This window comes from Desertivirga brevis (assembly GCF_017355835.1).
Window position 1 is genome coordinate 16,005 of record NZ_JAFEWF010000015.1, and the last position, 23,740, is coordinate 39,744.

Here is a 23,740-nt window from a genome sequence, read left to right on the forward strand (position 1 = left end):
GGGAAAAAGGTTAATGATAAACATACCGTTAGAGATTCTAAATTTGAATGACGACGGCTTTCACCTCCTGGTGGAAGTCGTCGTTTTTCATAAGCGCTTCATGGCTGTGGTTGATACAGGAGCCTCAAGAACTGTTCTTGATAAAAGTACTGTTGAAGAATACATCGATAAAGAAACGTTACTGTTAAGTGATAAGCTTTCTACTGGGCTAGGAACAAATACCATGGAAAGTTATATTCTTGAAATCCCTCAATTTCAAATAGGAGCACTTAATATTCCAAACTTTGAAACTGCTGTCCTTGATCTTTCTTCTATTAATCAGGCCTATCAGCAGATTTATTCGGAAGCTGTAATTGGAGTAATCGGAGGAGATATCTTGATGGAATATGGTGCCATTATCGACTACTCGAATAAAACCCTCAATTTCTCTCTCTATGATTAGAATCATTTGCCAAAAAGTTAGATGTGATACTTTTGAATTATGAGAGCAGACATTCAGACACGGGAAGATATTGAGAAGTTGGTTAACGCTTTTTATACAAAAGTGCAAAAAGACAACCTCATCGGGCACATTTTCAATGAGGTTGCAAAAGTGAATTGGGAGGCTCATCTTCCTAAGATGTACGAATTCTTTGAGACTATTATACTAGGTCAAAAAGGCTTTAAAGGAAATCCAATGGAAGTGCATTTCCATTTAAACCGACAATTCCCCTTACAAGAGGAACACTTTGGCCAATGGAAAGCCTTATTCTTCTCCACAATAGACGACCTTTTTGAAGGTGCAAAAGCTGAGGAAGCGAAACAAAAAGCGACTTCGATAGCCGACTTAATGTCCTACAAAATCACCTCTTCAAAAACAGGTGTTCAAATTCGAAACCCTTTGAAAAGAAATCAGTAATTCTTATATTTATTTCTGAAAATTAAGTACTTACCTCAGCACAGAAAAGGGCTTTTTAAGCAGATGGGATGATTAAAACGCGGTAAATACCTAGCGACTAACATCTTTAAACCTATATCGCTTGAAAAAGAATCTACTACTTCTATTGACCTTCTTCGGCTGGATATCCGGCTTTTCGCAAGACTTGAAAGGGCTTTGGCACGGCTACATCACAGGTGAAGGGTTGATAAACCGGTCTGAATATACTCTACATGTAAAATCGCAAACAGCTGACGCTGTAACAGGGAGGGCCTATCTTTACAGCAATAAGCTCTTTATTTTCCAGGGAATTTTTGATTTCATCGGCAAACAAGACGGTAATAACTTAAAAATAACAGAGCTTCGTATTCTAAGTAAGGAAATGCCGGGAGACCAATTTGGGTTGTGTATCAAATACGAAAATGTAAAATACACTAAGGACTCTTGCGAATACTTAACAGGAGTATGGGATAATACTAGAGGAAGATGCCCTCCGGGAGATGTGTATCTAAAGCGAGTTATTCAGGGTAAGGCTGATACAGCTGCAATACCTGAAGCTGTGCTCCGAAGGATTCGTGAGGACAATATCTCTGAAATTCCATTCCTAAATACAGTCCTTGGAAAGCCAATAATTTTAGACGTACATCAAGTAGCACTAGAAATTACTATTAAGGACTATTTAAAGGAAGACAATGATACTGTTAGTGTTTATTTTAACAGGCAGGAGATTATAAAAAATCATCGGATTACAAATAAATCATATACTAAGAAGATAAAGCTTGATGTGCTTTCAGGCATGAATGAAATTGTAATCTATGCGAAAAACCTTGGTCAAATTCCTCCAAATACTTGTACGTTAATTGTGTACGATGGAGAAAGAAAACAAAAAGTGAGTATCATTTCTGATAAACAAACTAGTGCGGCTGTTTACCTCAATTACACCTTGAAACCAGGCTTTATATACCGGGCCTATGACAGTTTTCCAGAGGTGACGCCTATCAATTCAGCTCCCGGAATCCGGTAGTATTAAAACAAAAAATCCCGGTCTTTCAACCGGGATTGCTTAAATATTATAAACCTACTAAACGTCTATTCTTGCATACTTGGCATTTCTTTCGATAAAGTCACGGCGAGGAGCAACCTCATCTCCCATTAGCATGGAAAAGATGTGATCACATTCTGCTGCGTTCTCTATCGTTACTTGACGAAGCGTACGAGTAGCAGGATTCAGGGTCGTTTCCCATAACTGCTCCGCGTTCATCTCTCCAAGACCTTTGTATCGTTGTACGTGAACACTATCCTCTTTTCCTGAGCCTTTTAATCGTTGAATAGCTGCATCGCGTTGCTCATCGTTCCAGGCGTATTCGAACTCTTTCCCTTTCTTAACCTGATACAATGGAGGGGCGGCGATATAAACGTATCCGAATTCGATCAGCTCCTTCATATATCTAAAGAAGAAAGTAAGAATAAGTGTAGTGATGTGAGATCCATCTACGTCCGCATCGGTCATGATAATAATGCGGTGATAACGAAGTTTTTCGAGATTTAATGCCTTAGCATCCTCTTGAGTACCAATACTTACACCTAAAGCCGTAAAGATATTTTTAATCTCATCGTTCTCGTAGATCTTGTGCTCCATCGCCTTTTCCACGTTAAGGATTTTACCTTTTAATGGGAGAATGGCTTGAAAATTACGATCACGACCTTGTTTAGCCGTTCCACCGGCCGAGTCACCCTCTACCAAGTATAATTCACAACGAGAAGGATCTTTATCAGCGCAATCAGCAAGCTTACCCGGAAGTCCGGAGCCACCCATCACACTCTTACGCTGTACCATTTCACGAGCCTTACGAGCAGCAGCTCTTGCGGTTGCGGCCAGGACAACTTTATTTACAATGAGTTTTGCTTCTTTTGGATTTTCTTCAAGATAATTTCCAAGAATTTCTCCTACAGCAACATCAACAGCTCCAGTAACCTCATTATTGCCCAACTTGGTTTTCGTCTGTCCCTCAAATTGCGGTTCGGCAACTTTTACAGATACTACAGCTGTTAAGCCCTCACGAAAGTCGTCGCCTGTGATTTCAACTTTCATGTTCTTCAACAACCCAGACTTCTCGGCATAAGCCTTCAACGTTCGAGTTAAACCTCTTCTGAAACCGGCAACGTGAGTTCCTCCTTCAATGGTATTGATGTTATTCACATAGGAGTGAACATTCTCAGAGTAGGTATCATTGTATTGTAACGCTAGCTCAACAGGAATTCCTTGCTTAATACCTTCTACATATATAGGTTCAGGTATCAAAGGAACACGAGTACCGTCAAGATACTTTACGAATTCACGTAACCCTCCTTCAGAAAAAAATTGCTCCTGTAAATAACTGCCGTTCTCTAAAATTTCGCGCTCATCTATAAGGTCTAATTTGATTCCCTTATTTAAATAAGCTAATTCACGTAAACGGGCAGCTAAGGTGTCATATTTATATTCGGTAGTCATGGTGAATATCTCCGCGTCAGGGTGGAATTTAACAATAGTACCCGTTCTCTGACTTTCACCAATTACCTTAACATCGTATAAAGGTTTACCTCGCTCATACTCCTGGCGAAAGATTTTACCTTCGCGATGAACCGTTACAATTAACAAAGTAGACAGTGCATTAACACAAGAAACACCTACTCCATGCAATCCTCCGGATACCTTGTACGTATCTTTATCGAACTTACCTCCGGCATGCAAGACCGTCATTACTACTTCGAGAGCTGATCTCTGTTCTTTGGTATGCATTGCTGTTGGAATACCACGGCCGTTATCTTCAACAGAGATTGAATTGTCTTTATGAATTGTAACCTTTATATCTGTACAATATCCAGCTAATGCTTCGTCGATTGAATTATCGACTACTTCGTAAACAAGGTGATGTAAACCCTTTATACCGACATCTCCAATATACATGGCAGGACGCTTACGTACTGCTTCCAAGCCTTCAAGAACCTGTATATTATCTGCCGAATAGTTAGATTTCTGTTCCTTTTCTTCAACCATATTTTGAGTTAAACAATAGCTTCAAATTTAATGGTTTAAACTGGCATTCCACCAATTGTGGATAAAATATGACGGTGTAAAGAGGGAAATTAACAAGAAAAATGCTTATTAGACTGTGGTATTGAAGGAGATGAAAAACTGGATAACTTACCTAATGATAATTACGCTTTAAAACTACATAATCTGTATTCAATAGATCGCCTTTGATACTTCAGACGAAAACTTATCTTTGCGATAAATTAAACAGAAATGAAAAATTTTGTATCAATCTCCAAAATAAGTACTTCACTGATCATAGCCGCTACTTTAGTTGCATGTAACAAAGAACAACCCAAAACAACGGGTACTACAACTGCAACTGCACCAGCAAAGGCTGCAACAGAGATTGTTTATGTAAACTCTGACTCCCTGGTAGCAAATGCAGATTTCTACAAAGACATCAGAACAAAACTAGAGTCTAAGTCTAAAAAAGCGCAGGCTGATTTAACAGCAAAAGGAAATGCTTTTCAGCGCGAGGTTGCAGAATACCGTCAAAATGCCCAAACGATGAGTGCTGATCAACGTGCAGTTACAGAACAGCGCCTGGCTCGTAAACAACAAGAATTAGAGGCATTTAACCAGAACGCAAGCTCTGCACTTGCTAATGAGTCGGCTGATGAAAATGCTAAGCTTTATGATAAGGTAGCTCAGTTTCTTAAAGGTTATGCTAAAGAAAAAGGATATAAGTTTGTTCTAACTTATTCTAAAACCAACCCATCCATACTTTATGCAGACGAAGCTTTAGATGTAACAAAAGATGTAGTGACGAAGCTTAACGATTCTTACAAAAGCGAAAAGAAATAAATAAAACAGCTTAAAGATATTTTCATTTATTAGTCATATCCCCTTCTTTGCAGTTGGGGATTTTTTTTGAACTGTTGATATGGAGAATAGTAAAGAGCACGAAAAGTACATGAGAATAGCTATCAGACTTGCTGAAGAAAATGTAGATAAAGGTTTAGGTGGTCCTTTTGGTGCTGTTATAGTAAAAGATGGAAAACTAGTTGCAAAAAGTGCGAATAGAGTTACAACTACCATAGATCCAACTGCTCATGCAGAGGTTTCAGCAATCAGGCTTGCTTCAAAAAAATTAAAAACTTTCGACCTTTCAGGGTGTGTGATATATACAAGCTGCGAACCCTGCCCAATGTGCCTTGGAGCAATCTACTGGGCAAAAATCTCAAAAATTTATTACGGGAATACAAAGCATGATGCGGCAGACGTAGGTTTCAATGATAAATTCATCTATGACGAATTAGAGCTAGAAGTGGAAGAACGAAAACTACCTGTGGTACAATTACTACCGGATGAAGCAATAACCGCATTCAAGAAATGGGAGGTTTCGGAGTTTAAAGTCGATTATTAACAGCCCATGTAAAGTTGTATGATCTCGCTTCTAAAACTATTCGTGTAATTCGTGTAATTCGTGTAATTCGTGTAATTCGTGTAATTCGTGTTTATAAATTTATTCATCATCCTCCCAAAACTTTCTAACCTCTGGCGATTCATCTAATAGATCGTCAATATCCCTTCGGTCTTTCTTGGTCGGTCTTCCAGTACCTCGATCCCTTTGCAGTGCGGGAGCATGAAACATTGATTTGTATTTAAACGTTTCCTCTCGCGGAGTCGTATCCTCATAATAGTTAATTGCTGTTTTTGCATCTACACGGTTATAAAGCAGTCCCGTAACCTTAAGCTGCTTTCTCTCTATACCCTTCGACACATAGTACAACTCCCCTACTTTAACCTCGTGTGAAGGCTTTATATTTTGTCCTCCTAGTTTAACCCTTCCTGCTTTACATGCTTCGGTAGCTAATGTCCTGGTCTTAAATACCCTTATAGACCATAAATATTTATCTATTCTTAATTTTTCCTTTTCTCCCATGAATTAAAATTGATCAATTGCCGACATCAGAAGTTCATCCACACAAAAGATGCCAACTGCTAATATTCAAAGATGGTATCTCTTAACAAACAAGACGCTTTCGCAAAAATCCTTAAAAATGCTTTACTTTGCCAAAAATTTCTAATATAATAATGATACCACAACTAAAAAAACAGATTGAAGAAGCTTGGGAAAACCGCAATCTTGTAAGTTTCCCTGAATACGCTAATGCCATTGAAACTGTAATTGCAATGCTGGATAAAGGCGAGCTTCGCACCGCTGAACCTGTTGCTGGTACCTGGCATGTGAACGATTGGGTAAAGAAAGCTGTAATTCTTTATTTCCCTATTCGTCAGATGGACGTTATAGAAGTTGGTCCTTTTGTTTTCCACGATAAAATGATGTTGAAGACCAATTATAAAGAACTTGGTGTTCGTGTTGTCCCTCAGGCTACAGCTCGTTATGGAGCTTATTTAGCAAAAGGCGTAATCATGATGCCGTCTTATGTAAACATTGGAGCCTACGTTGACGAGGGTACAATGGTTGATACATGGGCGACTGTAGGGTCATGTGCACAAATTGGTAAGAATGTTCACCTAAGCGGAGGCGTTGGTATTGGTGGGGTTTTAGAACCTGTACAAGCATCTCCCGTTATTATCGAAGACAACTGCTTTATCGGGTCCAGAGCAATTGTTGTTGAGGGCCTACGTGTTGGACAAGAAGCTGTTCTTGGAGCAAACGTATGTCTAACTGCCTCTACTAAGATCATTGACGTAACCGGTCCTGAGCCTATTGAATATAAGGGAGAAGTTCCCGCCCGTTCGGTAGTTATCCCGGGTTCTTATACTAAAAAATTCCCTGGTGGAGAGTACCAGGTTCCTTGTGCTCTTATTATCGGGCAACGTAAAGAATCTACTGACAAGAAGACTTCCCTTAATGATGCTTTACGTGAGCATAATGTTGCAGTATAATACCGGGGTAAAAGAATAAAGGTAGAAGGTAAAATGTGAAGCAAAATTGCATGAGCAGTGTTTTCCTTTTACCTTTAACCTCTTATTTTAACCTAAAAATATGCGAATTGGATTTGATGGAAAAAGAGCAGTGCAAAACTTTACAGGACTAGGCAACTACAGCCGCTTTGTCTTGAATCTTCTTGCCGATCACTTTCCTGACAATCAGTATTACTTATATACACCCAAATCCCCTAAAAGTAATCTTGGCATTCCTAATGCCGTTAGATATTGTCACCCTTCTAAATTAATAAATTCAACTTTATGGAGAAGTGGGCTAATAGTATCCGACCTTAAAAGGGATAAAATTGATTTGTTTCACGGCTTAAGTAATGAACTTCCCATTGGTATTGCTAAGTCTGGTATCCCTTCAATAGTTACTGTTCACGACTTAATATTTCTTCGCTTTCCAGATTACTATCCCTACATTGACAGGCAGATATACAAGTATAAATTTGAATATGCATGTAAGAATGCATCAAGGATAGTTGCAGTGAGCAAGCAGACTAAGGAAGACATAATTTCTTTTTTCAAAGTTCCGGAAGATAAGATCGACGTAGTTTATCAGGGTTGTAATCACCTTTTTCAACATCAGGCTACGGAGGAAGAAAAACTAAAAATCCGCAAGGAGTATAACTTACCAGAGAAGTTTATTCTAAATGTAGGAACCATAGAGGAGCGAAAGAATTTGCTACTTATTGTAAAAGCGTTAAATAATGCAGTCTCAAAAAATGTTAAGCTGGTTGTTATTGGCAGGGAAACGGATTATGCTAAAGAAGTAAGAGAATACGTGGCAGCTCATCAAATGCATGAACGGGTTATTTTTCTAAAAAACGTACCCATTAAGGATTTGCCAACGATCTATCAAACGGCAGATATTTTCGTCTATCCTTCTGAGTTTGAAGGTTTCGGAATCCCGGTTATTGAGGCTCTTTACTCCGGAATTCCTGTTGTAGCAGCTACAGGCTCTTGCCTTGAAGAAGCAGGAGGACCAGGGTCTAGATATGTCCACCCGCAGGATGAAATACAACTCGGCTGGCAGATAAACTACATATTGAATAATCCTATAAAAAGAGCTTCCATGGTGCAAGAGGGTTTTCGTTATGTGCAAAAATTCACCGAGAAAACTTTATCAAAAAATTTGATGCAAACTTATTATAAAGCAATCAATAATGCTTAAAGACGACATAACCAAAGCTTTAGAAATTCTAAGCGCGGGAGGAATTATTCTATATCCAACCGACACTATTTGGGGTATCGGCTGCGACGCTACTAATGAAGCGGCAGTTGAACAAATCTTGAAGCTTAAAGGACGTGAGGTCTGTAAAGGCTTAATTATACTGCTTGATTCAGAAAACAAGATTGGAAGTTACGTTAGGGAAGTTCCGGAAATCGCCTACGATTTGATCGAGTTTGCTGAGAATCCTTTGACGGTAATTTACTCTGGAGCGAAAAATCTCCCGGAAAACGTTGTGCACGACGACGGAAGTATTGGTATACGAATTGTAAAGCATCAGTTTTGTCAACAATTGATTCAAAAATTCCGGAAGCCGATAGTCTCAACTTCAGCCAACATAAGCGGACACCCTAGCCCAAAAAATTTCTCAGAGGTTTCAGAAGAGATCAGGAATGGGGTAGATTTTATAGTAAATTTTGAACAAGACGATCTTAAAGAAAAGAAGATCTCTACGATAATGAAACTTGAACCCGACGGACGATTTGCCTTTATTCGCCGCTAATCCCAACAATTAAGTTATTTTTGTAAAAAAATCTTCCATCCTCAAGTACGGGGGATATTTCCGTTATATGAAGGAGCACCTTAAACTTCCGATATTTAAAAAGCTTTCAGTCCTGGCTGATAAAGAAGGGGCTGAGATATATGTGATTGGAGGTTTTGTCAGAGATATTTTTTTAAACCGTCCCTCCAAAGACATTGACATACTTGTGGTGGGCAATGGAATCACATTTGCCGAAAAAGTTGCATCTTCACTTAAAGTACAGTTAAATGTATTCAAAAATTTTGGTACGGCTATGCTTCGGTTCAATGAACTTGAGGTTGAATTTGTAGGGGCTAGAAAAGAGTCGTACCGATCACACTCCCGTAAACCAGTTGTAGAAAATGGAACTTTAGCAGACGACCAGAAGCGAAGAGATTTTACAATCAACGCTATGGCAATTTCTCTTAACGGAAAAACTTATGGTGAGCTACTAGACCCGTTTGATGGCATGAGAGACCTGGAATCGAAGGTTATTCGTACACCTTTAGATCCGACAGAGACGTTTTCAGATGATCCGCTCAGGATGATGAGAGCTATTCGCTTTGCCACACAATTAGAATTTTCCATTAATGATGACGCTTTGAATGCTATAAGAGATAACCGGGAACGGATTAAAATTGTCTCGACCGAAAGAATTATAGACGAAATCAATAAAATTATCCTTTCAAAAAAACCTTCTATAGGTTTTAAGCTTATGTTCGACACAGGCTTACTGCACCTTGTGTTCCCTCAAATGGTAGCCCTCTATGGCGTAGACTATAAAAATGGTAAAGGACACAAAGATAATTTCTACCACACTCTTGAGGTGCTAGATAATGTTGCAGAATTAAGTCCCGATCTATGGCTACGTTGGGCGGCAATATTACATGATATTGCTAAACCAGCAACGAAACGTTTTGATGAAATCCATGGGTGGACATTTCATGGACACGAGGAAAAGGGAGCGCGGATGGTTCCTAAAATCTTCACCCAGCTCAAGCTTCCCCTAAATGAAAAAATGAAGTTTGTCCAAAAACTTGTACAGCTTCATTTAAGGCCCATTGTCTTAGCTCAGGACGTAGTAACAGACTCGGCTGTTAGAAGGCTACTCTTTGATGCAGGTGAAGACATTGACAGCCTTATGATGTTATGCCATGCAGATGTAACCACAAAGAACGATTTCAAGAAAAAGAAATATCGCCAGAACTTCGAGTTGGTTAAACAGAAGTTGAAGGATGTGGAAGAACGAGACCAGATCCGAAACTGGCAACCGCCTGTTACTGGAAATGATATTATGGAAACTTTCGGTATCCCTGCGGGCAAGGAAGTTGGTATAATTAAAAATCAAATACGGGAAGCCATTCTTGAGGGGGAAATTAAAAACTCGAGAGACGAAGCTTTCCAGTTTATGCTGCAAAAGGCTAAAGATTTAGGACTTACTCCTTTAACAAAACAGAATTAAGAAATTTAAAACTTTGTAATAAAAAAGGCGTTAAATGTTACTCCAATTTTATTATTTCGCATAAAATAATTCAGACATGGCGATTTACAGATTTAGGGTTTCGTTCGAAGATTACGATGATGTAATAAGAGAAATCGATATAAAATCCACCCAAACATTCGAAGATTTGCATCATGCCATACATAAAAGTACGGGGTACAATCCTGAACATTCTTCGTCCTTCTATGTTAGTAACGATCAGTGGATTAAGGGAGATGAAATAGCATATCTACCTACTCAAAGAAAATTAGATCGTGGAGTAACTCAGATGACAGGTACCAAGCTTAATCGCTTTATTGATGATCCCCATCAAAAGTTTTACTATACATATAATTTCGATCGCCCATTCGACTTTCATGTTGAGTTAGTTAAAATCTTGGATCTGGAGCCTGGTAAAGAATATCCGTCACTTGCAAAAAGTGTTGGAGAAGCTCCAAAAGCGATAATTCCAACAATTGCTCCTGCCGGTACCGGAGAAGAACCTGATGATTTAGACTTCCTACTTAATGATGATGATTTTGAACCCGAAGAAACAGATGATCTAGCAGTAGAAGATGAAGACTTGGGCGTTGGGATGAGTCATCATACAGAGGAATCCGAGGACGAAGAGGAAAAAGACGAATTCATGGATGAGTTTTCTGATAATGAAGGCTTCGAATCAGACGACTACGGGAACAACAACAAGGACGACTACTAAACCCTAGTTGTAGTTTTACAAATTGAATAGTTCGTAGTGGTTGTTATCATCTAACTACGAGCTATTTTTATTTATGCCATGAGCGCTGAGAAAACATTAATAGTAATAGCCGGGCCGACAGCAATAGGAAAAACAGACCTGGCAATAAAAATAGCTCAAAATTTCGGTACTGAAATTATCTCTGCCGATTCCCGTCAGTTTTATAAAGAGATGTCTATTGGCACTGCTAAACCTTCCTTTGAGGAACTTAAAGCCGCCAAGCATCACTTTATAAACTCTCACCATATAACTGATAGTTTTACCGTTGGGGATTTTGAAGAGCAGGCGCTCGAACTAATCGAAGGTCTGTTTAAAAAACACGATATTTTAGTCCTTGTTGGAGGTTCAGGCCTTTTTATTAAAGCAATTACTAATGGGTTTGATAAATTACCCAAGGTATCTCCTTCCACAAGGATGGAGCTAAATGAATTATATACGAATCATGGAATCGGAGTAATTCAAAAAAAACTTCAAGAACTAGATCCTGTTTATTATGCTGAGGTCGACAAATCTAATCCACAGAGAATAATCAGGGCATTGGAAGTTTGCTTAAGCACGAACTTGCCTTTTTCGTCCTTCCGTACGGGAGCGCATAAAAACAGGGATTTTAATATTATTAAGGTCGGGCTAAATTGTGACAGGGATAAGCTCTATGATAGAATTAACCAACGTGTTGATAAGATGCTGGAGGCAGGGTTAGTTGACGAAGTTAAAAAACTTCTTCCATTTCGCAGTTTAAATGCACTTAATACAGTAGGATATTCGGAAATCTTTGATCATTTAGACGGTGTAATAACATTGGAGCAAGCAGCAGAACAAATAAAGCAAAATACCCGTCGATTCGCAAAACGACAGCTAACCTGGTTTAGAAAAGACGAGGGGTTTAGGTGGTTTCTACCAACAGAATACCATGAAATATTAAAATTTATAATAGCAAAGGCAGAACTCTAATTTTACCTTTGCTATTTAAACCTGGATCTAAGCTTGGGCCGTTGGTCCACCAAAATTCAAGGGCAAGCCTTCCTCCTGGATCCTTACTCTTCCATTAACAGCTTCAAACTTTGCTATATTATCTTCTAATGCATGCAAAAGGCGCTTCGCATGCTCCGGGGTTAGTATAACTCTCGATTTTACTTTTGCTTTTGGCACACCGGGCATCACACGAATAAAATCTAGCACAAACTCTGAGTTTGAATGGGTGATAATGGCGAGATTAGCATAAGTGCCTTCTGCTACTTCTTCTGATAATTCTATATTTAATTGGTTCTCGTTGTTATTCTCTTCCATGATGTAAAAATAAAAAAGTCCCTCCATAATCGAAGGGACTTTATTCTATTGAAGGAAGCCTCAGCCTTTTGAGCTGTCGACTCTAATACCTGCTTAATTACGCTTCAGCCTCTTCGTACTTAGAAGCCATCAGCTTGTCGTACTCTTCCTGAGAACCAACAATGATACGATCGTAGCTGCGTAAACCAGTACCTGAAGGAATCAAGTGACCTACAATTACGTTTTCTTTCAATCCTAATAAGTTATCACGTTTACCACTGATAGCTGCCTCGTTAAGCACTTTGGTAGCTTCCTGGAAGGAAGCTGCTGAAATGAAGGATTTAGTACCTAATGACGCACGAGTGATACCTTGTAATAACGGACTTGAAGTTGCAGCAATAGCATCACGAGCCTCAACAAGTTTCATATCCTTACGTTTAAGCATTGAGTTCTCGTCTCTCAACTTACGTACAGAGATGATTTGACCAGGTTTCAAGTTAGGAGAATCACCTGGATCTGTAACGACTTTCTTGTCAAATATATCATCGTTCTCAAGCATGAAATCCCAGCGATCAACAGCATCGTTCTCTAAGAAACGAGTATCTCCTGGATCCTCAATTCTAACCTTCTGCATCATCTGGTGAACGATAACTTCGAAATGTTTATCGTTGATCTTCACCCCTTGCAGACGGTAAACCTCTTGAATACCATTCACAAGATACTCCTGAACAGCTGCTGGGCCCTTAATTGCAAGGATGTCTGCAGGAGAGATAGAACCATCTGAAAGTGGCATACCAGCTTTCACAAAGTCATTATCCTGAACAAGGATGTGTTTAGAAAGCGGAACAAGATATTTCTTAATCTGTCCATCTCTGGATTCGATTGAAATTTCACGATTACCACGTTTAACACCGCCTAGGGTTACTACACCATCGATTTCTGTTACTACCGCAGGGTTTGAAGGGTTACGAGCCTCGAACAACTCCGTTACACGAGGAAGACCACCGGTGATGTCACGAGTCTTACCTGTAGAACGAGGTATCTTGGCAATAACTTCACCCATTTTAACTTTAGTACCTTCATCCACAGCGATATGAGCACCTACAGGAATATTGTACCCTTTAACGGCTCCACCTGTACTATCAACGATCTTAATAACAGGGTTCTTAGTTTTATCACGAGTATCGATAATTACTTTCTCCCTGTGACCAGTCTGTTCGTCTGATTCTTCACGGAAGGTTACGCCTTCAATAACCGCTTCAAACTCAATTTTACCAGAGAATTCAGAGATAATAACAGCGTTATATGGATCCCAGCTACAGATTCTGTCGCCTTTAGTTACCTTATCACCCTCCTTAACGTACAAGTAAGAACCATAAGGAATGTTATTCGTCATGATAACTCTACCGCTGTTTGGTTCAACAATACGGAATTCACCAGAACGACCAAGTACAACTTCCACCGGACCTTCTTCTGTTGTATAAGGAACAGTTCTTATATTTTCAAATTCAATAACGCCGTCAAACTTCGCATTGATTTGAGATTCAGCCGCAATGTTCGATGCAGTACCACCCACGTGGAATGTACGAAGTGTTAACTGAGTACCAGGCTCACCGATAGACTGTGCTGCAATAACACCTACTGCCTCACCTGCCTGAACGCGTTTACCAGTTGCAAGGTTACGTCCATAACAAAGAGCACAAACACCACGTTTGCTTTCGCAAGTTAGAACTGAACGAATTTCAATTCCCTCAAGAGCAGAATTTTCTACATTATGAGCGATGTCCTCGTCAATATCCTGACCTGCAGACACTAAAAGCTCATTTGAGATCGGATCATAAACATCATGTAGAGACGTTCTACCTAAAATACGATCGTATAAAGGCTCAACGATATCTTCATTGTCTTTCAAGGCCGTAGTGAAAATACCTCTTAAAGTACCACAATCTGTTTCTCCAACAATCATATCTTGAGCAACGTCATGCAAACGGCGAGTTAAGTAACCAGCATCCGCTGTCTTTAACGCCGTATCCGCAAGACCTTTACGAGCACCGTGGGTAGAGATGAAGTATTCGAGTACTGAAAGTCCTTCTTTAAAGTTCGAAAGGATTGGGTTCTCAATAATTTCACCACCTGATCCTGATTTCTGAGGTTTTGCCATCAGACCCCTCATACCGCAAAGCTGACGAATCTGCTCTTTAGAACCACGGGCACCTGAATCAAGCATCATGTATACAGAGTTGAAACCCTGATTATCTGTAGACAAGATCTCCATTACGTTTGCTGTCAAACGATTGTTGATACGAGTCCAGATATCAATGATCTGATTGTAACGCTCATTGTTTGTAATGAATCCCATGTTATAGTTATTCATTACCTCTTCAACTTCCTGAGAAGCCTGCTCGATCAATTTAACCTTAGCCTCAGGAATATTAAGATCCTGAAGGTTAAATGAAAGACCGCCACGGAATGCCATTTGGAACCCTAATTCTTTGATGTCATCTAAGAATTGAGCTGCACGTGCCATACCAGTAATTTTTACTACCTCACCAATAATATCACGAAGTGATTTCTTAGTTAATAGTTCATTGATATATCCAACTTCCTCTGGAACATGCTGGTTAAATAGAACTCGCCCAACTGTAGTATCAATAATCTTATTAACGATTGTGCCGTCCTTCTCTTTCGCATTCGCCTTAACTTTAATAAAGGCATGCAAGTCAATTTTCTTCTCGTTATAAGCAATAATAACCTCTTCAGACGAGTAGAAAATTTGTCCTTCACCCTTCATCACTCGTTTTTCATCTGTCTTACGACCTTTAGTGATGTAGTACAGTCCAAGTACCATGTCCTGAGAAGGAACTGTAATTGGAGTACCATTGGCAGGGTTAAGAATGTTATGAGAGGCAAGCATCAATACCTGAGCCTCCAAAATTGCAGCATTACCAAGAGGTACGTGAACCGCCATCTGGTCACCGTCAAAGTCGGCGTTGAAAGCCGTACACACTAAGGGGTGTAACTGAATTGCCTTACCTTCAACTAGCTTTGGCTGGAAGGATTGGATACCTAAACGGTGAAGCGTAGGAGCACGGTTTAGCAATACGGGGTGTCCTTTAAGAACATTTTCAAGGATATCCCAAACCAGGGGATCTTTACGGTCAACGATCTTTTTTGCTGATTTAACTGTTTTAACCACGCCTCTTTCAATCATTTTACGAATGATGAATGGTTTGAACAATTCAGCAGCCATGTCTTTAGGCAAACCACATTCGTGTAATTTAAGGTTAGGACCTACAACAATTACAGAACGGGCAGAGTAGTCAACACGTTTACCTAAAAGGTTTTGCCGGAAACGTCCCTGCTTTCCTTTCAGGATATCCGAAAGAGATTTTAAAGCTCGGTTACCTTCAGTCTTAACAGCGTTTACCTTACGAGAGTTGTCAAACAATGAATCAACAGCTTCCTGTAACATACGCTTTTCGTTACGTAAAATTACCTCCGGAGCTTTAATCTCAATAAGTCTTTTCAAACGGTTGTTACGAATGATAACACGACGATATAAGTCATTTAGGTCAGACGTAGCAAAGCGGCCACCTTCCAACGGAACCAACGGACGTAGCTCTGGTGGAATAACAGGAACAATCTTAACAATCATCCACTCAGGCTGATTCTCGATGTTCTCGCGGGCACCACGGAAAGCTTCAACAACTTGAAGACGTTTTAATGCCTCATTTTTACGTTGCTGAGAAGTTTCGTTAGCTGCCTGATGACGAAGGTCGTATGACAACTGATCAAGATCGATACGTTTTAACAATTCCTCAAGGGCTTCAGCACCCATTTTAGCAATAAATTTCTGAGGATCTTTATCGTCTAAGTACTGATTTTCTTTTGGAAGCGTATCTAAAATATCAAGGTATTCTTCTTCAGTAAGGAAATCCATTTTAGCGATTCCGTCTGTTTCTTTAATACCTGCTTGAATTACAACGTAGCGCTCATAATAAATAATAAGATCTAGCTTTTTGGTAGGAAGACCTAACAAATAACCTATCTTATTAGGTAATGAACGGAAGTACCAGATATGGGCAACAGGAACAACAAGGTTAATGTGTCCCATACGCTCACGACGTACTTTCTTTTCAGTAACCTCAACACCACAACGGTCACACACAATGCCTTTATAACGGATACGTTTGTATTTACCGCAATGACACTCATAATCCTTCACAGGACCAAAAATGCGCTCGCAGAACAAACCGTCTCGTTCGGGCTTGTAGGTACGATAATTAATGGTTTCCGGTTTCAAAACTTCACCACTTGAACGCTCTAGAATTGACTCAGGAGACGCTAAGCTGATAGTAATCGAAGTGAAGTTACTTTTTATTTTATTATCCTTTTTATAAGACATATCTCTTCTTAAGGTTAAAGGCGGAAAAGTGAAAGGTGAAAGGTAATTGCATAAATGCTTTTACCTTCTACCTCTTACCTTTTACCTCTTTATTAGTCTAATGTGATATCTAAACCAAGTCCTCTTAACTCATGAACCAATACGTTGAATGATTCAGGAACAGAAGGCGTTGGAAGATTTTCGCCTTTTACAATCGCTTCGTATGTTTTCGCACGACCAACAACATCATCAGATTTCACCGTCAGGATCTCCTGAAGGATGTTGGCAGCACCAAAGGCTTCAAGAGCCCATACCTCCATCTCACCGAAACGCTGACCACCAAACTGAGCTTTACCACCCAGAGGCTGTTGTGTTATCAAGGAGTATGGTCCGATTGAACGAGCATGCATCTTATCATCAACCATGTGCCCTAGTTTCAGCATATAAATAACACCTACTGTAGTTGGTTGGTCAAAGCGCTCTCCTGTTAAACCGTTGTATAGGTAAGTTCTACCAGACGCTGGTACACCAGCTTTTGCGACCCATTCTTCCACCTCTTCATGTGTAGCTCCATCAAAGATTGGAGTAGCGAATTTCACTCCAAGCTCTTTTGCAGCCCAGCCAAGAACAGTTTCGTAGATCTGTCCGAGGTTCATACGAGAAGGTACCCCTAGTGGGTTAAGAACGATATCTACCGGAGTTCCGTCTTCAAGGAATGGCATGTCTTCATCACGTACAATCCTGGCAACAATACCCTTATTACCGTGGCGACCAGCCATCTTATCCCCTACACGAAGCTTACGTTTTTTAGCGATGTAAACTTTAGCCATCTGAACGATTCCTGATGGAAGCTCATCACCCACGCTAATCGCAAATTTCTCACGTTTGTAAGCGCCTAGCTCTTCGTTCAATCTGATGTTGTAATTGTGAAGAAGTTGCTTGATCAACTCATTCTTATCATCATCGGTAGTCCACTTTGTTGGGTTAATGTTAGCATACTCTAACTCAACCAACATTTTTTGCGTGAACTTTGCGCCTTTTGGTATAAGGAGCTCTTTGTAAACGTTATAAACTCCTTGTGAAGTTTTTCCGTTAACAATCGTGAACAACTTATCAATCAAACTATCTTTAAGCTGCTTCATCGCTCTGTCATGACCTGCATCTAATTTATCAAGCTGAGACTTTTCTTCCGCTTTAGATGTCTTTTTAGCACGCGAGAACAACTTTGTATCAATTACCACACCGCTGATTGAAGGAGGAGTTTTTAAGGAAGCATCCTTAACGTCGCCTGCTTTATCACCGAAGATAGCGCGAAGTAGTTTCTCTTCTGGTGAAGGATCAGACTCCCCTTTAGGAGTAATCTTACCGATTAGAATGTCACCTTCTTTTACTTCAGCTCCAACGCGAATGATACCGTTCTCATCCAGATCTTTCGTTGCTTCTTCTGAAACGTTAGGGATATCCGGAGTCAATTCTTCCTCTCCACGCTTAGTATCACGAACTTCTAATTCAAATTCCTCTATATGAAGCGAAGTGAATATATCCTGAGATACTACACGTTCAGAAATTACTATCGCATCCTCAAAGTTGAAACCTTGCCAAGGCATGAATGCTACCTTAAGGTTACGACCAAGTGCCAACTCTCCGTCTTGCGTTGCATATCCTTCACAAAGAACTTGTCCTTTGGCTACTCTCTGACCTTTCTTAACGATCGGCTTCAAGTTAATACAGGTACTTTGGTTGGTTTTCTTGAACTTAGTAAGACGGTATGTTCTAGATTCGCCTTCAAAAGACACTAAACGATCATCATCATTCCTGTCGTATTTGATACGAATTTCATTTGCATCAACATACTCTACAACCCCGTCACCCTCTGCATTAATAAGGGTACGTGAGTCACGTGCTACACGACCTTCCAAACCAGTACCTACTACTGGTGCTTCAGGGCGTAATAATGGAACGGCCTGGCGTTGCATGTTCGATCCCATCAATGCACGGTTTGCGTCATCGTGCTCAAGGAACGGAATCAATGAAGCTGCAATAGAGGTGATCTGGTTAGGAGCAACGTCCATCAAATCAAGTCTCTCAGGTTCAATAACCGGGAAGTCACCTTCAAAACGTGCTTTTACACGAGGAGAATCGAAATTTCCTTTTTCATCGTATTGCGCATTCGCCTGGGCGATTGTCTTTCCATCCTCGTCTTCAGCTGAAAGGTAAATAACCGGCTCTTCAACTACTACCCTACCATTTTCTACCTTACGATACGGTGTTTCGATGAAACCTAAGTTGTTGATCTTTGCGTGAACACACAGAGATGAAATCAAACCAATGTTCGGACCTTCCGGAGTTTCAATGGTACAAAGACGACCATAGTGCGTATAGTGTACGTCACGAACCTCGAACCCTGCACGCTCACGGGAAAGACCACCTGGACCTAAAGCTGAAAGACGACGCTTATGCGTGATCTCTGCTAGAGGGTTGGTTTGGTCCATAAACTGAGACAACTGGTTTGTTCCAAAGAACGAATTGATTACAGACGAAAGTGTACGCGCGTTGATCAAATCGGTTGGCGTGAACACCTCATTGTCACGAATGTTCATACGCTCACGAATGGTACGAGCCATACGTGCTAAACCAACTCCAAATTGAGCATATAATTGCTCACCTACAGTACGAACACGACGATTCGATAAGTGGTCAATATCATCAACCTCAGCTTTGGAATTAATTAACTTAATAAGATACTTAACGATTGCAATAATGTCAGCCTTTGTTAAAACCTTAGTCTCATCAGGTGTATCTAATTTAAGCTTACGGTTGATACGGTAACGACCTACATCTCCAAGATCATATCTTTTATCAGAGAAGAACAAACGCTCAATAATTCCACGTGCAGTTTCTTCATCTGGTGGTTCAGCGTTACGTAACTGGCGATAAATGTGCTCTACCGCTTCCTTCTCAGAATTGGAAGTATCTTTTTGTAAGGTATTATATATAATTGAATAATCAGCGTTGCTGGCACCGTCATCCTTAGAAAGGATTACAGTTTTAACACCAGCATCAATGATCATGTCAATGTGATCATCTTCTAAAATAGTTTCCCTTTCAAGGATAATTTCATTACGGTCGATAGAAACAACCTCACCAGTATCCTCATCCACAAAATCTTCTACCCACTTCTTAAGAACCCTTGCAGCTAGCTTCCGACCAACAAATTTCTTAAGTCCGGATTTGCTAACTTTCACTTCATCTGCCAGTTCGAATAATTCAAGAATGTCTTTATCCGAATCGTAACCGATAGCACGTAAGAGAGTAGTTACAGGGAATTTCTTCTTACGGTCGATATATGCATACATCACGTTATTAACGTCTGTAGCGAACTCAATCCATGAACCCTTGAAAGGTATTACACGGGCTGAGTATAGTTTGGTTCCGTTAGTGTGGCGGCTTTGACCGAAGAACACACCCGGTGATCTGTGCAACTGCGAAACAATTACACGCTCAGCTCCATTGATTACAAACGTTCCCTTAGGAGTCATATAAGGGATTGTTCCCAAATACACGTCCTGAACAATTGTTTCAAAATCTTCGTGCTCTTCGTCATTACAAGATAAACGTAATTTAGCTTTTAATGGAACACTGTACGTTAATCCACGCTCAATACATTCCTGAATGTCGTAACGAGGAGGATCTATAAAGTAGTCAAGAAACTCCAGTACGAAGATGTTTCTTGAATCAGAGATAGGGAAATTTTCAGCAAACACTTTAAACAACCCTTCCTGATGACGGTCGTCTGAAGTTGTTTCCAGCTGGAAAAATTCTCTGAAAGATTGCAGTTGCACATCCAGAAAATCGGGATAATCTATCACGTGTTTGCTGGTTGCAAAATTTACTCTTTCGCTTTGATTTCTGTTTGCCAATGGATTAAGATTTTAGTTTATAATAAACTGCGACTTATTTGGACTTTTGTACCGATTCTTGCAAGTCAGACAAAAATGGGTATGATAGAAATGGCAATAGACCCCGGTGAAAACCGGAGTCTAGTCCATTAATTTATTGAGTTCGATTATTACTTAATCTCAACTACAGCTCCTGCTTCTTCTAATTGTTTTTTCAAAGCTTCAGCTTCGTCTTTAGCAACACCTGTTTTTAATTCTTTAGGTGCACCGTCAACTAGGTCTTTAGCTTCTTTAAGACCAAGACCTGTAAGATCTTTAACTAGTTTAACTACAGCTAATTTCTGACCACCAGCTTCTTTCAAAATAACGTCGAACGCAGTTTTCTCTTCTGCAGCTGCAGGTGCATCACCAGCAGGAGCAGCAGCAACAGCAACAGCTGCAGCAGCAGGCTCGATGCCATACTCGTCTTTAAGGATCTGAGCTAACTCGTTAACTTCTTTAACTGTTAAGTTTACTAATTGTTCAGCAAACGCTTTTAAATCTGCCATTTTATTTAAATTTTAAAATTCAATACTTTGTGTAAATTGACGTCCTTACAGGTGTCCGTCTTAACCTCTTTCTTGTAATGTTTTTACTAATCCTGCAATTGTAGTTCCGCCTGACTGAAGAGCCGAAAGAACGTTTTTCGCAGGTGATTGTAATAATCCAATGATATCTCCAACAAGTTCCTCTTTAGATTTAAGGCTTGCAAGTGCATCTAATTGTTTGTCTCCAACAAATACAGCTGTATCAATGTAAGCACCTTTCAAAACAGGTTTGTCCCCAGTTTTTCTAAGTTCTTTGATTAATTTAGCAGGAGCATTTGCTACTGTTGAAAACAATATTGTTGATGAACCTTTTAATGCCTCTGCAAGCTCAGGAGCTTCAACTCCTGCTGCTTCCATAGCCTTACGAATCAGAGAATTCTTTGCAACCTGGATTGAAATTCCGTTGTCAAAAAATTTACGACGGATAGCGTTAACTTTCGCTACAGTAAGATTTGCAGTATCAGTAATATAGAAATTACCGTACTCTTTGATCTGCTCAGAAAGAGCCTGAACAATTTCGTGTTTTTCTTCTCTGTTCATGCTTAGATCCCCGCTACTGATTTAGTTTCGATTTCAATTCCAGGAGACATAGTAGAAGAGATATGGATACTCTTGAAATATGTTCCTTTTGCCGCAGATGGTTTTAATTTTGACAATGTCTGAAGAACTTCAAGCGCATTCTCATAAATTTTCTCTGCATCGAAAGATACTTTACCGATTGAAGTATGGATGATACCAGTTTTGTCAACTTTGAAGTCGATCTTACCGCCTTTAACATCAGTAACTGCTTTACCAACCTCAGTTGTTACAGTTCCTGATTTAGGGTTAGGCATTAAGTTACGAGGACCTAAAATACGTCCTAAACGACCAACTTTAGCCATAACACTAGGCATAGTGATAATGATATCAACATCTGTCCATCCACCCTCTATTTTAGCAATATACTCATCTAGTCCAACGAAATCTGCTCCGGCAGCTTTAGCTTCTTCTTCCTTATCTGGAGTTACCAAAGCCAAAACACGAACAGTTTTCCCTGTACCATGAGGTAGTGAAGCGATACCACGTACCATTTGATTTGCCTTACGTGGATCAACGCCCAAACGAACGTCGATATCTACAGAAGCATCAAACTTGGTAGTAGTGATTTCTTTAACTAATGCAGATGCATCTTGTAAAGAATAAACTTTACCAGCCTCAATTTTGGATAGTGCCTGTTTTTGATTTTTTGTTAATCTAGCCACTTCTTAACTGAATTTGTGTTAATTAATTGTTCCAAGGAGCAGTACCAGAAACGGTAATCCCCATGCTGCGTGCTGTACCGGCAACCATTTTCATAGCTGACTCTACAGTAAATGCATTTAAATCAACCATTTTGTCTTTAGCAATGGTTTCAACTTGTTCCCAAGAAACCTGAGCCACCTTTTTACGGTTTGGCTCCGCTGATCCACTCTTTAATCCTGTAATTTCCAGTAACTGGATTGCAACAGGAGGAGTTTTAATGATAAATTCAAATGACTTGTCTACATACACAGTGATTACAACAGGTAATACTTTACCTGGCTTATCTTGGGTACGTGCGTTGAATTGCTTGCAAAATTCCATGATATTCACACCCTTAGCACCCAATGCAGGTCCTACCGGAGGAGATGGATTAGCAGCGCCGCCCTTGATTTGTAATTTTACTAACGCACCGACTTCTTTTGCCATTTTATTAATTTAATTAGTACTTAATGTTAGTAGTGGAAGCATGTAACATTTAAGATCTTTATAATGAGATATGAGATCGCAAAATTAAGATCTGAGGCTCGATACCTTACCTCAATCTTGTTATGTAAAATCCCAGATCTGACTTATTCTTTTTCTACTTGCATGTAGTTTAATTCGAGAGGGGTACGACGACCGAAAATCTTAACCATAACTTTCAGTTTTTTCTTCTCTTCATTCACCTCTTCGATAACACCACTGAACCCGTTGAATGGACCATCCATTACTTTAACGTTTTCGCCAACGTAATATGGAACATTCATCGTTTCTCCCTGAGAAGACATTTCGTCTACTTTTCCAAGGATCCGGTTAATTTCTGCCTGACGCATAGGTACAGCATTACCTCCTTTATCTCCAAGGAACCCGATAACACTGTTGACGTTTTTGATGATATGTTCAAGCTCACCATCTAAAGCCGCTTCTATCAAAACATATCCAGGGTAGTAATTGCGTTCTTTAGCGATCTTTTTACCCTCACGCATTTGATAGTATTTTTCCATAGGTATAAGAACCTGAGGAACTAAATGAGAAATACCAAGGCGATTAACCTCGGCTTCTATATACTGTTTTACTTTTTTCTCTTTGCCGCTAACAGCCCGTACTACGTACCACTTCAGTTGATCACTCATTGATTCTTTAAATTATGCAACTGATTGATAGAACAATTTCAAGCTGCCTCCAGACAATTGATCCATTGCAAGAACAACAAGAGCAATAATAAGGGAAGCAACAAGTACGATGACAGCAGAACTTTGAAGTTCAGACCACGTAGGCCATGACACCTTCTGCGTCATCTCATCGTATGATTCTTTTAAAAATTGAATTACGTTAGCCATTTTAAAGCTTTTGCACGGGAACAAGGATTCGAACCCTGATCAAAGGTTTTGGAGACCTCTATTCTACCGTTGAACTATTCCCGTGGATGAATAAGTCCGTCACAATAACGGACTTATTAT

22 protein-coding genes and 1 tRNA gene are annotated in these 23,740 nt (G+C 39.8%); 11 read left to right on the plus strand and 12 right to left on the minus strand.

What is annotated here, in order from left to right:
- Window positions 1-13 precede the first annotated feature (13 nt).
- The 3 genes from J4N25_RS25400 to J4N25_RS25410 all read left to right on the plus strand — a co-directional run bounded on the left by J4N25_RS25400 (window position 14) and on the right by J4N25_RS25410 (window position 1,940).
- The gene (locus J4N25_RS25400) at window positions 14-442 is read left to right on the plus strand and encodes an aspartyl protease family protein (protein WP_207424709.1); all 429 of its coding nucleotides are present in this window, start codon (window positions 14-16) and stop codon (window positions 440-442) included.
- A gap of 39 nt (window positions 443-481) precedes the next feature.
- Window positions 482-898 carry a group III truncated hemoglobin gene (locus J4N25_RS25405; protein ID WP_207424710.1) on the plus strand — a complete coding sequence of 139 codons (417 nt, stop codon included), beginning with the start codon at window positions 482-484 and terminating at the stop codon, window positions 896-898.
- Between the two features lie 121 nt (window positions 899-1,019).
- On the plus strand, window positions 1,020-1,940 hold the full coding sequence (locus tag J4N25_RS25410; protein WP_207424711.1) for a hypothetical protein: 921 nt from the start codon (window positions 1,020-1,022) through the stop codon (window positions 1,938-1,940).
- Window positions 1,941-1,997: 57 nt separating this feature from the next.
- Here J4N25_RS25410 and gyrB read toward each other — a convergent pair whose 3' ends face one another.
- Complete coding sequence (gene gyrB, locus J4N25_RS25415; RefSeq protein WP_207424712.1) at window positions 1,998-3,956, minus strand: DNA topoisomerase (ATP-hydrolyzing) subunit B; 1,959 nt, start codon at window positions 3,954-3,956, stop codon at window positions 1,998-2,000.
- A gap of 249 nt (window positions 3,957-4,205) precedes the next feature.
- Here gyrB and J4N25_RS25420 point away from each other — a divergent pair, with 249 nt between their 5' ends.
- Together J4N25_RS25420 and J4N25_RS25425 are read left to right on the plus strand one after the other, a co-directional pair.
- Entirely contained in the window at window positions 4,206-4,799 is a 594-nt protein-coding gene (locus J4N25_RS25420) for an OmpH/Skp family outer membrane protein (protein WP_207424713.1), read from the plus strand.
- 79 nt (window positions 4,800-4,878) lie between these two features.
- Entirely contained in the window at window positions 4,879-5,361 is a 483-nt protein-coding gene (locus J4N25_RS25425) for a nucleoside deaminase (protein WP_207424714.1), read from the plus strand.
- 99 nt (window positions 5,362-5,460) lie between these two features.
- Here J4N25_RS25425 and J4N25_RS25430 read toward each other — a convergent pair whose 3' ends face one another.
- Window positions 5,461-5,880 (minus strand): RNA-binding S4 domain-containing protein, encoded by a 420-nt coding sequence (locus tag J4N25_RS25430; protein WP_207424715.1) that lies wholly within the window; start codon window positions 5,878-5,880, stop codon window positions 5,461-5,463.
- A gap of 152 nt (window positions 5,881-6,032) precedes the next feature.
- Here J4N25_RS25430 and J4N25_RS25435 point away from each other — a divergent pair, with 152 nt between their 5' ends.
- The 6 genes from J4N25_RS25435 (at window position 6,033) to miaA (ending at window position 11,835) form a co-directional block, all read left to right on the plus strand.
- Window positions 6,033-6,851, plus strand: a complete 819-nt coding sequence (locus J4N25_RS25435; protein WP_207424716.1) for a 2,3,4,5-tetrahydropyridine-2,6-dicarboxylate N-succinyltransferase — start codon at window positions 6,033-6,035, stop codon at window positions 6,849-6,851.
- A gap of 100 nt (window positions 6,852-6,951) precedes the next feature.
- Window positions 6,952-8,070: a glycosyltransferase family 4 protein gene (locus tag J4N25_RS25440; RefSeq protein WP_207424717.1), complete on the plus strand. Its 1,119-nt coding sequence runs from the start codon at window positions 6,952-6,954 to the stop codon at window positions 8,068-8,070.
- Entirely contained in the window at window positions 8,063-8,629 is a 567-nt protein-coding gene (locus J4N25_RS25445) for an L-threonylcarbamoyladenylate synthase (protein WP_207424718.1), read from the plus strand. The genes J4N25_RS25440 and J4N25_RS25445 overlap by 8 nt, the downstream gene beginning before the upstream one ends.
- Before the next feature lie 67 nt (window positions 8,630-8,696).
- Window positions 8,697-10,109 carry a CCA tRNA nucleotidyltransferase gene (locus J4N25_RS25450; protein WP_207424719.1) on the plus strand — a complete coding sequence of 471 codons (1,413 nt, stop codon included), beginning with the start codon at window positions 8,697-8,699 and terminating at the stop codon, window positions 10,107-10,109.
- A gap of 76 nt (window positions 10,110-10,185) precedes the next feature.
- Window positions 10,186-10,845, plus strand: coding sequence for an IS1096 element passenger TnpR family protein (locus J4N25_RS25455; protein ID WP_207424720.1), 660 nt, complete (start codon window positions 10,186-10,188; stop codon window positions 10,843-10,845).
- Between the two features lie 78 nt (window positions 10,846-10,923).
- The gene (miaA, locus tag J4N25_RS25460; protein WP_207424721.1) at window positions 10,924-11,835 is read left to right on the plus strand and encodes a tRNA (adenosine(37)-N6)-dimethylallyltransferase MiaA; all 912 of its coding nucleotides are present in this window, start codon (window positions 10,924-10,926) and stop codon (window positions 11,833-11,835) included.
- A 27-nt stretch (window positions 11,836-11,862) separates the two neighbouring features.
- Here miaA and J4N25_RS25465 read toward each other — a convergent pair whose 3' ends face one another.
- From J4N25_RS25465 to J4N25_RS25510, 10 genes are all read right to left on the minus strand, one after another.
- The gene (locus J4N25_RS25465; protein ID WP_207424722.1) at window positions 11,863-12,171 is read right to left on the minus strand and encodes a DUF3467 domain-containing protein; all 309 of its coding nucleotides are present in this window, start codon (window positions 12,169-12,171) and stop codon (window positions 11,863-11,865) included.
- Between the two features lie 97 nt (window positions 12,172-12,268).
- Window positions 12,269-16,555 carry a DNA-directed RNA polymerase subunit beta' gene (gene rpoC, locus J4N25_RS25470; protein WP_207424723.1) on the minus strand — a complete coding sequence of 1,429 codons (4,287 nt, stop codon included), beginning with the start codon at window positions 16,553-16,555 and terminating at the stop codon, window positions 12,269-12,271.
- A gap of 92 nt (window positions 16,556-16,647) precedes the next feature.
- Window positions 16,648-20,454 (minus strand): DNA-directed RNA polymerase subunit beta, encoded by a 3,807-nt coding sequence (rpoB, locus tag J4N25_RS25475; RefSeq protein WP_207424724.1) that lies wholly within the window; start codon window positions 20,452-20,454, stop codon window positions 16,648-16,650.
- Between the two features lie 149 nt (window positions 20,455-20,603).
- Window positions 20,604-20,981, minus strand: coding sequence for a 50S ribosomal protein L7/L12 (gene rplL, locus J4N25_RS25480; RefSeq protein ID WP_207424725.1), 378 nt, complete (start codon window positions 20,979-20,981; stop codon window positions 20,604-20,606).
- Between the two features lie 60 nt (window positions 20,982-21,041).
- Entirely contained in the window at window positions 21,042-21,560 is a 519-nt protein-coding gene (gene rplJ, locus J4N25_RS25485) for a 50S ribosomal protein L10 (RefSeq protein ID WP_207424726.1), read from the minus strand.
- A 2-nt stretch (window positions 21,561-21,562) separates the two neighbouring features.
- Entirely contained in the window at window positions 21,563-22,261 is a 699-nt protein-coding gene (rplA, locus tag J4N25_RS25490) for a 50S ribosomal protein L1 (RefSeq protein ID WP_207424727.1), read from the minus strand.
- A 22-nt stretch (window positions 22,262-22,283) separates the two neighbouring features.
- Window positions 22,284-22,727 (minus strand): 50S ribosomal protein L11, encoded by a 444-nt coding sequence (gene rplK, locus J4N25_RS25495; RefSeq protein WP_207424728.1) that lies wholly within the window; start codon window positions 22,725-22,727, stop codon window positions 22,284-22,286.
- 143 nt (window positions 22,728-22,870) lie between these two features.
- Complete coding sequence (gene nusG / locus J4N25_RS25500; protein WP_207424729.1) at window positions 22,871-23,413, minus strand: transcription termination/antitermination protein NusG; 543 nt, start codon at window positions 23,411-23,413, stop codon at window positions 22,871-22,873.
- A gap of 12 nt (window positions 23,414-23,425) precedes the next feature.
- A complete protein-coding gene (gene secE, locus J4N25_RS25505) occupies window positions 23,426-23,620 on the minus strand; it encodes a preprotein translocase subunit SecE (RefSeq protein WP_207424730.1) in 195 nt (64 codons plus the stop codon).
- Window positions 23,621-23,633: 13 nt separating this feature from the next.
- Window positions 23,634-23,704 (minus strand) — tRNA-Trp (locus J4N25_RS25510).
- Window positions 23,705-23,740 lie beyond the last annotated feature (36 nt).

What these genes read in the sequence shown, in the direction of transcription:
- J4N25_RS25400 (WP_207424709.1), top strand. Translation starts at nt 14, where the DNA reads ATGATAAACATACCGTTAGAGATTCTAAATTTGAATGACGACGGCTTT.
- J4N25_RS25405 (WP_207424710.1), top strand. Translation starts at nt 482, where the DNA reads ATGAGAGCAGACATTCAGACACGGGAAGATATTGAGAAGTTGGTTAAC.
- gyrB (WP_207424712.1), bottom strand. Translation starts at nt 3,956, where the DNA reads ATGGTTGAAGAAAAGGAACAGAAATCTAACTATTCGGCAGATAATATA.
- J4N25_RS25420 (WP_207424713.1), top strand. Translation starts at nt 4,206, where the DNA reads ATGAAAAATTTTGTATCAATCTCCAAAATAAGTACTTCACTGATCATA.
- J4N25_RS25425 (WP_207424714.1), top strand. Translation starts at nt 4,879, where the DNA reads ATGGAGAATAGTAAAGAGCACGAAAAGTACATGAGAATAGCTATCAGA.
- J4N25_RS25430 (WP_207424715.1), bottom strand. Translation starts at nt 5,880, where the DNA reads ATGGGAGAAAAGGAAAAATTAAGAATAGATAAATATTTATGGTCTATA.
- J4N25_RS25435 (WP_207424716.1), top strand. Translation starts at nt 6,033, where the DNA reads ATGATACCACAACTAAAAAAACAGATTGAAGAAGCTTGGGAAAACCGC.
- J4N25_RS25440 (WP_207424717.1), top strand. Translation starts at nt 6,952, where the DNA reads ATGCGAATTGGATTTGATGGAAAAAGAGCAGTGCAAAACTTTACAGGA.
- J4N25_RS25445 (WP_207424718.1), top strand. Translation starts at nt 8,063, where the DNA reads ATGCTTAAAGACGACATAACCAAAGCTTTAGAAATTCTAAGCGCGGGA.
- J4N25_RS25450 (WP_207424719.1), top strand. Translation starts at nt 8,697, where the DNA reads ATGAAGGAGCACCTTAAACTTCCGATATTTAAAAAGCTTTCAGTCCTG.
- J4N25_RS25455 (WP_207424720.1), top strand. Translation starts at nt 10,186, where the DNA reads ATGGCGATTTACAGATTTAGGGTTTCGTTCGAAGATTACGATGATGTA.
- miaA (WP_207424721.1), top strand. Translation starts at nt 10,924, where the DNA reads ATGAGCGCTGAGAAAACATTAATAGTAATAGCCGGGCCGACAGCAATA.
- J4N25_RS25465 (WP_207424722.1), bottom strand. Translation starts at nt 12,171, where the DNA reads ATGGAAGAGAATAACAACGAGAACCAATTAAATATAGAATTATCAGAA.
- rpoC (WP_207424723.1), bottom strand. Translation starts at nt 16,555, where the DNA reads ATGTCTTATAAAAAGGATAATAAAATAAAAAGTAACTTCACTTCGATT.
- rplL (WP_207424725.1), bottom strand. Translation starts at nt 20,981, where the DNA reads ATGGCAGATTTAAAAGCGTTTGCTGAACAATTAGTAAACTTAACAGTT.
- rplJ (WP_207424726.1), bottom strand. Translation starts at nt 21,560, where the DNA reads ATGAACAGAGAAGAAAAACACGAAATTGTTCAGGCTCTTTCTGAGCAG.
- rplK (WP_207424728.1), bottom strand. Translation starts at nt 22,727, where the DNA reads ATGGCAAAAGAAGTCGGTGCGTTAGTAAAATTACAAATCAAGGGCGGC.
- nusG (WP_207424729.1), bottom strand. Translation starts at nt 23,413, where the DNA reads ATGAGTGATCAACTGAAGTGGTACGTAGTACGGGCTGTTAGCGGCAAA.
- secE (WP_207424730.1), bottom strand. Translation starts at nt 23,620, where the DNA reads ATGGCTAACGTAATTCAATTTTTAAAAGAATCATACGATGAGATGACG.